Here is a 12,682-nt window from a genome sequence, read left to right on the forward strand (position 1 = left end):
CCTTACATCCTCCATTCGATGCCGGCATAGACGGCGCGGCCGTCACCCGGCAGGTAGACGTTGCGCGCACCGGCGGCCAGCGCACTGAAATCGCGCACCACACTGGTGGTGGCGGCATAACGGCGGTCACCGAGATTGCGTCCCTCGATGAACCAGGACAGCTGACGGCCGAGCTGCTGCTGCAGCCGCAGGCCGAAGATGGCGTAGTCGTCGGCGAATTCGGTATTCGCCATGTCCACCGCATAGCGCTGCGGCGACCACTCGGCATTCACCGCCACCTTCAGCGGACCGCCCGGCGCACCGGCGAAGCGGTAGCCCAGTTCGCCGCGGAACAGCGTGCGCGGCACGCCGGGCAGGCGGTTGTCACCGAACAGCGCGTCATCGTCGAAACGGAAGTCGTTGTAGAGCAGCGCCTGACGCCACTCGAAACCGCCGCCGAACTGGCCGTTGGCGGCGAACTCGACACCACGGTGCAGCGTGCGCGGCACGTTCAGCGTGGTGTTGACCGGCGTACCGCCGAGATTCAAGGAATAGGCCAGCAGTTCGTCGGTCACCTTGGCACGGTAGAGCGCGAGATCGACGGCACCCCAGCCGAAGCTGCCGCGGCCACCCACTTCCCACGTGGTCGCACGCTGCGCGCGCAGCGAATCGATCACCGCGGCGCCACCGGTCAGTTCGCCGAAGGACGGCGGCTCGAAGCTGCGCGACACGTTGCCGAACAGTTGCACCGCCGGCGACAGATCGTGGCGAAGGCCGAACTTCGGGCTCCAGCCCTCGTAGGAACCGCTGAAGCTCTCGTCGGCACCACCGCAGACCAGCGGACCGCCGGTAAAGCACAGGTCGCGGCTGCGCCGGCGCGCGTTCGTGTACTGCGTACCGACCACCGCCGTCCAGCCCGGCACGAAGGTGAACTGGTCCTCGACATAGGCTTCGAGGTTGCGGGCCGACGTATCGAACTTGTTGGTGCGCGCGCCGCGCGTGCCGCCGATGTTCACCCAGCGGTCGTCGTCGGTGTCGCCGCGCGAACTCGCCAGGCCGGCAACCAGCCGGTTCGGCCGGCCCGCCAGCGTACCGTCCGACACCATGCGCAGTTCGGCGCCGAAGTCCTTGCTGCGCTGGTCGAGCACCTGGAAGATCGGGTGGAACAGGTCCTTGTCGGCGTAGTAGGCGGACAGCTCGAAGCGCAGACCGTCGGCCGCCTGCCAGACGGTGCGATTGGACACGCGCCACAGATCGATGTCGCGCTTCTGGTTGCCGGTGATGTTGCCGGCGGCCGCCTGGCGCGGGTTGTCGCGCAGCTGGGCGCGCGTCAGGTTGCCCGGCAGTTCCGAATCGCTCTGCGCGGCCTGCACGAAGAAGCGTGTTTCCAGCGACGGCGCGAGCAGCATGCCGATATTGCCGACCACGCGCTGCGTGTCCTGCCGCGCATGGTCGCGGAAGCCATCCTGGGCAAAGCTGGTCGCACTGAAGTAGCCATCGACGCGGCCGGCCGCGAAACCGCCGGCCAGCTGGCTGCGCAGATAGCCGAAGGCGCCGGTCTCGGCGCGCACCGTCAGTGCCGGCGCGTCGTGGCCGGTCGGCGATACATAGTTGATCGCCCCGCCCAGCGTGCTCGATCCGTATTGCAGCGCATTGGCGCCGCGCCACACTTCGATGTAGCGCGTGGCCAGCGGCTCCAGCACCTGGAAATCGCCCCCACCGTCGGCCAGATTGATCGGCACGCCGTCCTGCATCAACTTGATGCCGCGCAGGTGGAAGGTGCGCTGCAATCCGGAGCCGCGGATCGACAGGCGCGACTCCTCCGAGCCGAAGCGCGGCTGCACGAATACGCCGGCGCTGTAACCCAGCGCGTCCTGCAGTGTCGATACACGGGCGTCGCGAAAGCTGGCGGCGTCGATCACCGCTGCGCCGCCCGGCGTCAGGGCGAGCGCCGCACGCGCCTCGTCGATGCTGGGCAAGGTGGCGGCGTCGGTGCGCCGCGCCTCGACGCGTACGGCGGGCAACTGCAGCGTGCCGTCGGCGAAAACAGCCGGTGCGGCCGCCAGCGCGGCCAGGGCGAGAGGAATACGCTTGAGACGCGTGCGCGCAGGCGCGGTCGCGTGGAACGACAGGAACATGACGGTACTTTCGGATGGAGTGCGTCGCGCCGCGCGCAGGCGCAGGACAGCGACACGGAACGCGCGACGGCGATCAGGCTGTCACGCGGACGAAGGCGAGGGAATCAGGCGAGCGCTGGCGGCGCGCGTGGGGAAGGCGCCAGCAGCGTGGCGGCGGTGACGGCGGCCGAGAGCGTCGGCGGCGGCGCCTGCCGCTCGGCATGCAGCGCGAACACCGCATGCGCCGCTTGCGTCGGCAGCACCGGCAGCGATTGCGCAACGCACCAGGGGCAATGACCGGCTTTGCCGCCTTCGTCGTCACCCTGTTCCGCGGCCGATGCCGATCCGATGCCGAAAGCGGTACAGATCTGCGCGATGCCGGTCGGATCGGCCGACTGCTGCCAGCGCATCAGCGTAGGCAGCAGCGCCTGCGCGCACACTGCGAACAGCGCGAGCATCAGGGCGAGGCGGAAACGGGGGCGGGCGGGCGACATGGGCGCGGATGGTAGCCCGCGAGCGCCCCGCCGTGCAACACAGGCGGCCGGCGCACGCTGCATGCGTTAACATGTCGCGTCCGGCGCTGCCGCGCCCTGGTCCGAGTTACGCCAGAAAGTCCCCTTACTGATGATCCGAAAGTTGCTGCGCCGGATATTCCGTCGCCCCGAAGACAACGCCCGTACGCAGGCCGCGAGCAGCGGCCCTGTTCATATTCCGCGCGCACAGCACGGCATCGCACGCGAACAGCTGCTGCCGGCGGCGCGCAAGGTGTGCGATTCGCTGCAGGCAGAGGGCTACCAGGCCTATGTGGTCGGTGGCGCGGTACGCGACCTGATCGCCGGAATCGAACCCAAGGATTTCGACGTCGCAACCAGTGCCACGCCGGAACAGGTGACCGCGGTGTTCCGCCGCGCACGCATGATCGGCCGCCGCTTCAAGATCGTGCATGTCATGTTCGGCCGCGACGTGATCGAGGTCACCACCTTCCGCGGCGACTCCGAGGCGGTGACCGACGAGCACGGCCGCATCCTGCACGACAATGTGTTCGGCACGATGGAAGAGGATGCCGCGCGCCGCGATTTCACGGTCAATGCGCTGTACTACGACCCGGCGACCGAAACCGTCGTCGACTTCCACCACGGCGTGGCCGACCTGAAGCAGAAGACCTTGCGCATGATCGGTGATGCGCCGCGCCGCTACCGCGAAGACCCGGTGCGCATGCTGCGCGCGGTGCGGCTGGCTGCCAAGCTCGGTCTGGTGATCGATCCCGACGCGCGCGAGCCGATACGGTCGATGGCCAGCCTGCTCGAAAACGTGCCGCCGGCCCGCCTGTTCGACGAAATGCTGAAGCTGCTGACCAGCGGCCACGCGGTGCGCTGCGTGCGCCAGCTGCGCGAGGACGGCCTGCACCACGGCCTGCTGCCGCTACTCGACGTCATTCTCGAACAGCCGATGGGCGAACGCTTCGTCATGCTGTCGCTGGAGCGCACCGACGAGCGCGTGCGCGAGGGCAAATCGATCTCGCCCGGCTTCCTGTTCGCCACGCTGCTGTGGCACGAAGTGCTGGCCGACTGGGAGAAGCGCAAGCAGGCAGGCGAACCGTCGATCCCGGCGATGTTCGAGGCGATGAGCGCAGTGCTCGACCAGCAGGCGGAGAAGCTCGCCATCACGCGGCGCATCGCCACCGACATCAAGGACATCTGGCTGCTGCAGCCGCGCTTCGAACAACGCGCCGGCAAGCGCCCCTACCGCCTGCTCGAACTGCCGCGCTTCCGCGCCGCCTACGACTTCCTGCTGCTGCGGGCGGGAAGCGGAGAGGTTGAACAGGAGCTGGCCGACTGGTGGACCGACTTCGCCGCCGCCGACGGCCCGACCCGCGAATCGATGCTGCGCCCGGAAGAGGCGCCGAAGAAGCGCCGCCGCCCGCGGCGCAAACCGACGGCCGGTGCGGCCGCGGCCGAGTGATGCTGCCGCAGTTGCCTGCATGGACACAGGCGGCCGGCCTGCTTGTCGCGTCCAACGTATTCATGACCTTCGCGTGGTACGCGCACCTGCGCGACCTGAACCACCGTCCGTGGTGGTACGCCGCCCTGTTCTCGTGGGGCATTGCGCTGTTCGAATACCTGCTGCAGGTGCCGGCCAACCGCATCGGCCACACGCAGCTGTCACTCGGTCAGCTCAAGATCATGCAGGAGGTGATCACGCTGAGCGTGTTCGTGCCTTTCGCCGTGTTCTACATGAACGAACCGCTCAAGCTTGACTATCTGTGGGCCGCGCTGTGTATGCTGGGCGCGGTGTATTTCATCTTCCGCTGATCCCCGGATCCGCTTCCTCGACCGGAATTCCCATCGATGCTGGACAAGGCACGCTACATCGTCGTCGAAGGGCCCATAGGCGTGGGCAAGACCTCGCTGGCCCGCCGGCTGGCCGACCACCTGCAGGCGCCGACGCTGTTCGAGAAGCCGGAAGAGAATCCCTTCCTCGGCCGCTTCTACCAGAACATGGAGCGCTACGCGCTGCAGACCCAGCTGTTCTTCCTGTTCCAGCGCATGGAACAGCTGCGCGAGGTGATGCAGGACGACCTGTTCTCCGGCCGCCTGGTGGCCGACTTCCTGATCGACAAGGACCCGCTGTTCGCGTCGATGAACCTGACCGACGACGAGTACGCGCTGTACCGGCAGATCTACGCTTCGCTGAAGCTGCAGGCGCCGGCACCGGATCTGGTGATCTACCTGCAGGCCGACGCCGACACGCTGGCCGAGCGCGTGCGCAGGCGTGGCCTCGACGCCGAACGGCGCATCAGCGAGAGCTATCTGGCCCGCGTAGTCGAGCGCTATGCGCGCTTCTTCTACCAGTACGACGCCAGCCCGCTGTTCATCGTCAACGCCGAGGAACTGAACCCGGTCGACAGCGACGACGACTTTGCGCTGCTGGTCGAGCGGCTCGGCCAGATGCGCTCCTTCCGCGAATTTTTCGGATACGCCTCATGACCTATATGCGCGACACCGACCCGGCGCGCCGCCCGGTCACGCTGAACACCCTGCTGCGCATGCGTGCGAACGCCGAGCCGATCGCCATGCTCACCTGCTACGACTCGACCTTCGCCGCCGTGTGCGATGCCGCCGGCGCCGAGGTACTGCTGGTCGGCGACTCGCTCGGCAACGTGCTGCAGGGCCACGACACCACGCTGCCGGTCACGCTCAACGACATGGCCTATCACACCGGCTGCGTCGCCCGCGGTCTGGCCAACGTCGGCGGTCGCGCCTTCCTGATCACCGACCTGCCCTTCGGCAGCTATCAGGAGACGCGCGAACAGGCGATGCGCTCGTCGGTGCAGCTGATGACCGCCGGCGCACAGATGGTGAAACTCGAAGGCGGCGCCCACATGGCCGACACCGTGCGCTTCCTGGTCGAGCGCGGCGTGCCGGTGTGCGCCCACCTCGGCCTGACGCCGCAATCGGTGCATCAGCTCGGCGGCTACCGTGCCCAGGGCGTGACCGACGCCGCCGCCGCCCGGCTGCTGCAGGACGCGAAGGAACTCGAGCAGGCCGGCGCAACCATGATGGTGCTCGAAATGGTGCCGGCCCGCCTTGCCGCCGACGTGACCGCGAGCACGCAGCTGATCACGATAGGCATCGGTGCCGGCGTCGACTGCAGCGGCCAGGTGCTGGTGCTGCACGACGTGCTCGGCCTGTTCCCGGGCCGCCGACCGCGCTTCGTGCGCAACTTCATGCCGGGCGCCGACGACGTGCTTGACGCGCTGAGCCGTTACGTTGCCGCGGTCAAGGACCGCAGCTTCCCCGGCCCCGAACACTGCTACTGATCACGCGAGTCTCCCCGATGCAGATCCACCCGACCATCGCCGGCCTGCGCGCCGCGCTCGATGCCGAGCGCGCACGCGGCGCGCGCATCGCCTTCGTGCCCACCATGGGCAATCTGCACGAGGGCCACGCCTCGCTGATGCGTCAGGGACGCGACCACGCCGACGTGGTGGTGGCCAGCGTGTTCGTAAACCGGCTTCAGTTCGGCCCGAACGAGGACTTCGACCGCTACCCGCGCACGATGGACGCCGACTGTGCCCGCATGCAGGAGGCCGGGGTAGCCCACGTGTTCGCACCATCGGAAAGCGAGCTCTACCCGCAGCCGCAGACGATGCGCGTAGTGCCGGACCCGGTGCTGGCCGACATCCTCGAAGGCGCCTTCCGCCCCGGTTTCTTCACCGGTGTGGCGACCGTGGTGGCCAAGCTGTTCAACATCGTGCAGCCGCAGGTGGCCCTGTTCGGCAAGAAGGACTACCAGCAGCTGATGGTGATCCGCCAGCTGGTGCAGCAGATGGCGCTGCCGATCACCATTTTCGGCGGCGAAACGCTGCGCGCCGACGACGGTCTGGCGCTTTCCTCGCGCAACGGCTACCTGTCGGAGAGAGAACGGGCGCAGGCGGTGCAGCTGTATCAGGCCCTGGTGGCCGCCCGCGAAGCATTGCGCGCCGGAAACCGTGAATACGCGCGGATCGAGGCCGACACCATGGCGTTTCTCCAGGCCCGTGGCTGGTCTCCACAATATATTGCGGTGCGACGACAAGCCGACTTACAATCGCCGGCCGCTCACGAATCCAGTCTGGTGATCGTGGCCGCCGCCCTGCTCGGGACGACGCGCCTGATCGACAATCTGGAAGTGTAGGTCGCCACGATGCGCTCAAGGCCGGTGGCGTTCCAGTAGCGCACTGTCGTGCACGCCCTTGCGTGCGCGTGTTGTCTGAACAGCGCGATATCGAAGGAGCGCCCATATGCAACGCACCATGCTTCAGTCCAAGCTTCACCGGGTCACGACGACGCATTCCGAGCTGCACTACGAGGGCTCCTGTGCGATCGACCAGAATCTGCTCGACGCCGCGGACATCCGCGAGTACCAGGCGATCGACATCTACAACGTGACCAACGGCGAGCGTTTCTCGACCTACGCGATCAGCGCCGAGCGCGGATCCGGCATCATTTCGGTCAATGGCGCGGCAGCGCGCAAGGCCGCCGCTGGCGACCTGCTCATCATCGCCTGCTACGCCCAGTACACCGAACTGGAACTGGCCCGCTACGAGCCCAAGCTCGTATACGTCGATGGCAAGAACAACATCGTGAACCAGCGTGGTCACATTCCGGTGCAGATGGCCGGCTGATCCCCGCCCTGCCCGTCGTCAAGGCCCGCCCCGTGCGGGCCTTTTCATTTGGCCCGATGTGAAACAATGCGGCCTCCCCGCACCTGAACACCGCGATGAACCTGCACCTGCTCCGCATCTTCCACACCGTCGGCGAACACGCGAGCTTCTCGCGCGCCGCCGAGCACCTCGGCATCAGCCAGCCCGCCGTATCGAAGGCGCTGCGCGAACTGGAAGACCAGCTCGACGTGGTGCTGATCGAGCGCGGCGCGCGCATCGTGTCGCTGACCGAAGCCGGTCAGGTGCTGTTCGAGTACGCCGGCGGCATCTTCGCGATGGAACGCGCCGCGCTCGAAGCGCTGCAGGCCTATTCCAACCTGGAGCGCGGTCGCCTGCGCATCGGCGCCAGCATGACGGTGGCCGGTTACTGGCTGCCCGGCTATGTCGCCGACTTCGCCCAGGCGCATCCGGGCATCACGCTGAGCCTGACCAGCGCCAACACGCAGACGGTGGCCGACCGGCTGCTCGCCTGCGAAGTCGACATCGCGCTGGTCGAGGGCCCGGTCGAGGACGAGCGGATCGAATCACGCCCCTGGCGCGACGAAACCCTGCTCATCGTCGCCCCGCCCGACAGCGCGCTGGCCAAGGCCGGCACGGTCAGCGCCGCCGACCTGAGCGCCGTCACCTGGGTGGTGCGCGAGCACGGCTCCGGTACCCGCGAGGTGATGAACCGCTGGCTGGACAAGCTGGGCATCGTGCCGGCGCGCACGATAGAGGCCGGGAGTACCGAGGCGGTCATCCAGACCGTCGCTGCCGGCGGCGGCGTGTCGATGGTGCCGCGCGTCAGTTCGGCCGACCAGATTGCGCTCGGCAAGGTCGCCACACTGACGCTGCCCGGCGTGCAGCTGACCCGCCAGCTCTACCGTCTGCGCCTGCCGCGCCGCCCGCTCAGCCCGGCTGCGCTGGCCTTCGAGGCGATGATCGCGACCGACTGACCGAAGAAGCGCGCGCGGACAACACTGCCGCGCCGAACACCCTTCTTCGGTCATGGTTATTAATACGAATCATTCCTGTTCACATACGCAGTTACATGGTGTCTAATTCCGGGCCGAGCAATTGAGTGGTTTCGGTCCGCAACCATGATTCTTATCGCCATGTTGACGTGCGCGCTGTGTGCCGTCGCCTGTTACATCTGCAGCCCGCGGCAAGTGCTGCTGCACCGCCGCCCTCCTCTGCCCTGGCGACTTGCCGCCTGCATCGTGCCCGGCGCACTGTCGTTGTGGACATGGGCGGAGGCGCTCGGCCCGGTCGCGGGCCCCTGTGCCGGACTGGTCGCCTGGATGCTGATGCTCGCCACCCTGCCCTGGGCGCTGCTGTCCGGACAGTCCGCACGGGAGCCCTCGTGATGTGGGGGCGTTTTGCCGCCGGCGCGCTGCTCGGCATTCCGCTCGCCGCCGCACTGACCGGGCTGATCGCCTGGGCTTGGCCCGGCCGTTGGCAGGACGTGCTGGTGCCGTCGCTGCAACTGTTCTTCCCGCTGTGGACCGCCATCGCCTGCGCCGCCGTGCTGTTCGCCGACACCCGCAGCGCCTGGCTGCGCATGCTGTCCCTGAACATCGCGGCTGCAGGTCTGCTGACCATCGTACGGCTCGGAGGCGCGCTGTGAAGTCATCCACCCTTCGACATTTCTCCGCCCTGCACACGTGGACCGGCCTGATCGCCGGCTTCGCGCTGTTCGTCGCGTTTTACTGCGGCGCCATCACGGTGTTCCACGAGGACCTGCACCACTGGCAGAGCCCCGAGCACCGCCACACCGCACAGGCAGTCACGACGGATGAACTGCCCGCCCTGATCGACGGCATGGTGCGCAAGCATCCGCAGGCGGCCGCCGACTTCTTCGTGCAACTGCCCTCCGCCAGCGCGCCGTCGCCGGTCGCCTACTGGAAGAAGGACGGCGAATGGACGCACGCGCCGCTGCGCGTCGCCGCCGGACTGGAAGACGAAGCACCGCATTCGGGTCTGGCCGACCTGATCAACAGCCTGCATTTCTCGCTCGGGCTGCCGGTCGCCGGCATCTATGTGATGGGCATCGTGTCGATGATGTACGGCGTGGCGCTGGTGTCGGGTGTGCTGATCCACCTGCCGCTGCTGTTGCGCGACCTGTTCGCACTGCGTCCGGGTCGCAACCTGAAGCGCTTCTGGCAGGACGCGCACAACGCGATCGGCGTCTGCAGCCTGCCTTTCCATATCGTGTTCGCGATCAGCGGTGCGCTGCTGTGCCTGTCCGCGGTGCTGATCGCGCTGATGAACGTGCCGGTGTTCGGCGGCGAACTGCCGCTCGAGATCCGGCGTGCGACGCGGGTGTCCACCGGTGCCGATGCCGCGGGCGAGGCATCGCCGATGCAGTCGCCTGCAGCGCTGGTCACGGCCGCACGCGCAGCCGCCCCTGAGTTCGAGCCGAAATGGCTGCGCTATTACCAGTACGGCGACCGCGCGGCGCAGGTCGAGGTGCGTGGCACGAGCCCGCGCGTGCTCGCGGTGTCCGGTGGCGTTGCGCTCGAGGCCGCCACCGCCCGCGTGCTGAACGTTCAGACCGGCGGCCGCAACGATGCCAATCATGCCGCCTACGCCGGTCTCTACGCGCTGCACTTCGGCAGCTATGGCGGCGCCATCGTGCAGGGTCTGTACGGCCTGCTCGGTCTGGCAGGCGCTTTCCTGTTCTTCAGCGGCAATCTGCTGTGGATAGAGGCACGGCGCAAGCGCCAGCAGGTGGCGCAACCGACGCATCTGGTGCGCATGGCGCAGGCGACCATCGGTGTCTGCGTAGGCTGCTGCGCCGCGGTGTCCGCCGCTTTCGTCGCCACCCAGATCGCCGCCGCGATGCCGGGCGCCGACCGCGAACTGATCGAGAAGAGCGCCTGCTTCGGCGTGTTCTTCGCCGCGCTGGCGTGGTCCTTCGCGCGCCCGCCGTCGCGTGCCGCCGTCGAGTTGCTATGGCTGACCGCGCTGCTCACGGCCGCCATTCCGCTCAGTCACGGCGCGCTGACCGGCGATCACCTGCTGCGCAGCGCGCTGGTTGGCGACTGGGTGCTGCTCGGCATCGATCTGTGTGCGCTGCTGATGGCCGCCGGCTATGTCTGGCTCGCCGCGCTGACACGAAAACGTGCCCTGGACGGTGATCCGAACAGCGTCTGGGCCGCCCCCACCGATGGAACCCAGCCGATGCGCCAGGCCATTTGAAAACCGCGCCGGCGCGCCGTCGCCGGCCATTCGATTCAAGATTCCGGAGAAGCCATGAAACGAGTTCCCCGCGCAACGATGCGCCTGGGGCCGGTCAGTCTCGCGCTGCTGGCCTGGACGCACGGCGCCGACGCCGCCGACGTACCCACCCTGCCGGCCGTCAAGGTCGAGGACGAGCGGGCCACCGAAAAGGCCGACGGCCCGGTCCGCGGCTACGTTGCCAAGCGCAGTGCCTCGGCCACCAAGACCGACACGCCGCTGGTCGAAACCGCACAATCGATCTCGGTCATCACGCGTGACCGGCTGGAAGCGCAATCGGTGGTATCGGTGCAGGACGCGCTGCGCTACACCGCCGGCGCCCGCGCCGAGCCCTACGGACTGGACAACCGCGGCGACTGGGCGCAACTGCGCGGCGCCAGCTTCACCCAGTACCAGGACGGCCTGCGCATGCTGTTCGGCAGCTACAACAACATCCGCCCCGACGTCTACACGCTGGAGCGGGTCGAGGTGCTGCGCGGCCCCTCGTCCATCATGTACGGTCAGGGCAGTTTCGGCGGCACCGTGAACCTGGTGTCGAAGCGCCCGCTGGCGGAGGCCCAGCACGAGGTGCAGGCGGTCGTCGGCAACAACGGCCTGAAGCGCCTGGCCGTCGATTCGACCGGCCCGCTCGACAGCGAAGGCAAGTGGCTTTACCGGCTGGTGGCGGTCGGCCAGGACGCCGAAACCCAGGTCGACCACACCCAGGACGACCGCATGGTGTTCATGCCCTCGCTGACCTGGCGCCCGAGCACCGACACCGAGCTGACGGTGTGGGCCAATCTGCAGCGCGACCACACGAACACGACGCAGTTCTTCTTCCCGCACCAGGGCACCGTGCTGCCAGCGCCGAACGGCCGCATTCCGTTCCGCACCAATATCAGCGAGCCTGGATTCGACCGCTACATCGGCGAGCAGCAGGCCTTCGGCTACCGCTTCGAGCACCGCTTCAACGAGGCGCTGACGCTGCGTCAGAACGTGCGCCATTCCGACAGCCAGGTCACCTATCAGTCGATCTACAGCCGCTTTGGCCCGGCCCCTGTGCTGAATCCGGACGGCCGGACGCTGAACCGCACGATCTACGTGTCCAAGCCCGAGGTCGAGGCGCTCACCGCCGACACGCAGCTGCAGGCGAACTTCACGCACGGACCGTTCGAGCATACGGTGCTGTTCGGCTTCGACTTCCAGCGCGTGCTCACCAGCTCGGTGATGGGTCGCGGCAACGCGCCTGCGATCGACGTCTACGCGCCGGTCTACGGCAACTACACAGTGCCCGCGCTGGCGCGGCAGCCGGACACCCAGCTCTATCAGAGCGGTTTCTACCTGCAGGAGCAGCTGAAGATAGACCGCCGCTGGATCGCCACCATCGGCGCACGCCGCGACTGGGCGCGTCAGAACAACGATCTCGACGCCACGTCGGCCCGCATTGACGCGCACGCGACCACCTGGCGCGCCGGCCTGCTGCATCTGTTCGACAATGGCTGGGCGCCCTATGTGAGCTATTCGGAGTCGTTCAACCCGAGCGCCGGTTTCAACTTCTACAACGAGGCCTACAAGCCGCTCGAAGGCGAACAGTGGGAAGTCGGCGTGAAGTACCAGCCGCCGGGCAGCCGCCTGTTCCTGACGCTGGCCGCCTACGAGCTGAAGGAGAAGAACCGCCTGACAGCCGACCCGAACAACGCGCTGAACCGCATCCAAGTCGGCGAGGCGACGATACGCGGCGTCGAGGCGGAAGCGCAGGCCAGCCTGGCGGGCGGCGTTGATCTGATCGCGACCTACACCTACACCGACAGCGAGATCACGCAGAGCAACGCGGCGGATCTCGGCAAGCGCCTTGCCAGCATTCCGGAACACATGGCGAGCGCCTGGGCGGTGAAGCGCTTCACCGCCTTCGACCTGCCGGGTCAGTTCGAGGTGGGCGGCGGCGTGCGCTACATCGGCGCCAGCTGGGACGGCACCGACAGTCTGCGCACGCCATCCATCACGCTGATGGACGCGCTGCTCGCGTACCGGACCGGCCAGTGGCGCTATGCGCTCAACGTCGACAACATCGCCGACCGCGAGTACTACACCACCTGCCTGTCACGCGGCGACTGCTTCCTCGGCACGCTGCGCACGGTGCGCGCTTCGGCCACCTACCGCTTCTGATCCGCCGCGGCAGCGG

13 protein-coding genes are annotated in these 12,682 nt (G+C 67.7%); 11 read left to right on the top strand and 2 right to left on the bottom strand.

Features of this window, described 5'->3' with window-relative positions; all coding sequences use genetic code 11:
- Positions 1–2: 2 nt before the first annotated feature.
- Both METFAM1_RS0108790 and METFAM1_RS0108795 read right to left on the bottom strand, forming a co-directional pair.
- Entirely contained in the window at positions 3–2,117 is a 2,115-nt protein-coding gene (locus METFAM1_RS0108790; RefSeq protein ID WP_019919240.1) for a TonB-dependent receptor family protein, read from the bottom strand.
- A 104-nt stretch (positions 2,118–2,221) separates the two neighbouring features.
- The gene (locus METFAM1_RS0108795) at positions 2,222–2,590 is read right to left on the bottom strand and encodes a DUF2946 family protein (protein ID WP_027491043.1); all 369 of its coding nucleotides are present in this window, start codon (positions 2,588–2,590) and stop codon (positions 2,222–2,224) included.
- 130 nt (positions 2,591–2,720) lie between these two features.
- On the opposite strand from METFAM1_RS0108795, the gene pcnB reads away from it, so the two are divergent.
- The 11 genes from pcnB to METFAM1_RS0108850 all read left to right on the top strand — a co-directional run bounded on the left by pcnB (position 2,721) and on the right by METFAM1_RS0108850 (position 12,666).
- A complete protein-coding gene (gene pcnB, locus METFAM1_RS0108800) occupies positions 2,721–4,058 on the top strand; it encodes a polynucleotide adenylyltransferase PcnB (protein WP_019919242.1) in 1,338 nt (445 codons plus the stop codon).
- Positions 4,058–4,408, top strand: coding sequence for a DMT family protein (locus METFAM1_RS0108805; protein ID WP_019919243.1), 351 nt, complete (start codon positions 4,058–4,060; stop codon positions 4,406–4,408). Before pcnB ends, METFAM1_RS0108805 begins: the two co-directional genes overlap by 1 nt.
- Positions 4,409–4,444: 36 nt before the next feature.
- Entirely contained in the window at positions 4,445–5,083 is a 639-nt protein-coding gene (locus METFAM1_RS0108810) for a deoxynucleoside kinase (protein ID WP_019919244.1), read from the top strand.
- A complete protein-coding gene (panB, locus tag METFAM1_RS0108815) occupies positions 5,080–5,916 on the top strand; it encodes a 3-methyl-2-oxobutanoate hydroxymethyltransferase (RefSeq protein ID WP_019919245.1) in 837 nt (278 codons plus the stop codon). The genes METFAM1_RS0108810 and panB overlap by 4 nt, the downstream gene beginning before the upstream one ends.
- A 17-nt stretch (positions 5,917–5,933) precedes the next feature.
- Complete coding sequence (gene panC, locus METFAM1_RS0108820; RefSeq protein WP_019919246.1) at positions 5,934–6,773, top strand: pantoate--beta-alanine ligase; 840 nt, start codon at positions 5,934–5,936, stop codon at positions 6,771–6,773.
- Positions 6,774–6,879: 106 nt separating this feature from the next.
- Positions 6,880–7,263 (top strand): aspartate 1-decarboxylase, encoded by a 384-nt coding sequence (panD, locus tag METFAM1_RS0108825; protein WP_019919247.1) that lies wholly within the window; start codon positions 6,880–6,882, stop codon positions 7,261–7,263.
- Between the two features lie 95 nt (positions 7,264–7,358).
- The gene (locus METFAM1_RS0108830) at positions 7,359–8,237 is read left to right on the top strand and encodes a LysR family transcriptional regulator (protein WP_019919248.1); all 879 of its coding nucleotides are present in this window, start codon (positions 7,359–7,361) and stop codon (positions 8,235–8,237) included.
- A 144-nt stretch (positions 8,238–8,381) separates the two neighbouring features.
- Complete coding sequence (locus METFAM1_RS0108835; RefSeq protein ID WP_019919249.1) at positions 8,382–8,648, top strand: hypothetical protein; 267 nt, start codon at positions 8,382–8,384, stop codon at positions 8,646–8,648.
- Positions 8,648–8,908 (top strand): hypothetical protein, encoded by a 261-nt coding sequence (locus METFAM1_RS0108840; protein ID WP_019919250.1) that lies wholly within the window; start codon positions 8,648–8,650, stop codon positions 8,906–8,908. Before METFAM1_RS0108835 ends, METFAM1_RS0108840 begins: the two co-directional genes overlap by 1 nt.
- Positions 8,905–10,482 carry a PepSY-associated TM helix domain-containing protein gene (locus tag METFAM1_RS0108845; protein WP_019919251.1) on the top strand — a complete coding sequence of 526 codons (1,578 nt, stop codon included), beginning with the start codon at positions 8,905–8,907 and terminating at the stop codon, positions 10,480–10,482. Before METFAM1_RS0108840 ends, METFAM1_RS0108845 begins: the two co-directional genes overlap by 4 nt.
- A 54-nt stretch (positions 10,483–10,536) precedes the next feature.
- Complete coding sequence (locus METFAM1_RS0108850) at positions 10,537–12,666, top strand: TonB-dependent siderophore receptor (protein WP_024300590.1); 2,130 nt, start codon at positions 10,537–10,539, stop codon at positions 12,664–12,666.
- The last annotated feature ends 16 nt before the right edge of the window (positions 12,667–12,682 follow it).

Origin of the sequence: Methyloversatilis discipulorum (assembly GCF_000527135.1) — a bacterium.
Classification (GTDB): domain Bacteria; phylum Pseudomonadota; class Gammaproteobacteria; order Burkholderiales; family Rhodocyclaceae; genus Methyloversatilis; species Methyloversatilis discipulorum.

Coding starts and splice junctions, on each gene's coding strand:
- METFAM1_RS0108850 (WP_024300590.1), top strand. CDS start 10,537: ATGAAACGAGTTCCCCGCGCAACGATGCGCCTGGGGCCGGTCAGTCTC.
- METFAM1_RS0108810 (WP_019919244.1), top strand. CDS start 4,445: ATGCTGGACAAGGCACGCTACATCGTCGTCGAAGGGCCCATAGGCGTG.
- METFAM1_RS0108795 (WP_027491043.1), bottom strand. CDS start 2,590: ATGTCGCCCGCCCGCCCCCGTTTCCGCCTCGCCCTGATGCTCGCGCTG.
- pcnB (WP_019919242.1), top strand. CDS start 2,721: ATGATCCGAAAGTTGCTGCGCCGGATATTCCGTCGCCCCGAAGACAAC.
- METFAM1_RS0108830 (WP_019919248.1), top strand. CDS start 7,359: ATGAACCTGCACCTGCTCCGCATCTTCCACACCGTCGGCGAACACGCG.
- panC (WP_019919246.1), top strand. CDS start 5,934: ATGCAGATCCACCCGACCATCGCCGGCCTGCGCGCCGCGCTCGATGCC.
- panB (WP_019919245.1), top strand. CDS start 5,080: ATGACCTATATGCGCGACACCGACCCGGCGCGCCGCCCGGTCACGCTG.
- panD (WP_019919247.1), top strand. CDS start 6,880: ATGCAACGCACCATGCTTCAGTCCAAGCTTCACCGGGTCACGACGACG.
- METFAM1_RS0108805 (WP_019919243.1), top strand. CDS start 4,058: ATGCTGCCGCAGTTGCCTGCATGGACACAGGCGGCCGGCCTGCTTGTC.
- METFAM1_RS0108835 (WP_019919249.1), top strand. CDS start 8,382: ATGATTCTTATCGCCATGTTGACGTGCGCGCTGTGTGCCGTCGCCTGT.
- METFAM1_RS0108840 (WP_019919250.1), top strand. CDS start 8,648: ATGTGGGGGCGTTTTGCCGCCGGCGCGCTGCTCGGCATTCCGCTCGCC.
- METFAM1_RS0108790 (WP_019919240.1), bottom strand. CDS start 2,117: ATGTTCCTGTCGTTCCACGCGACCGCGCCTGCGCGCACGCGTCTCAAG.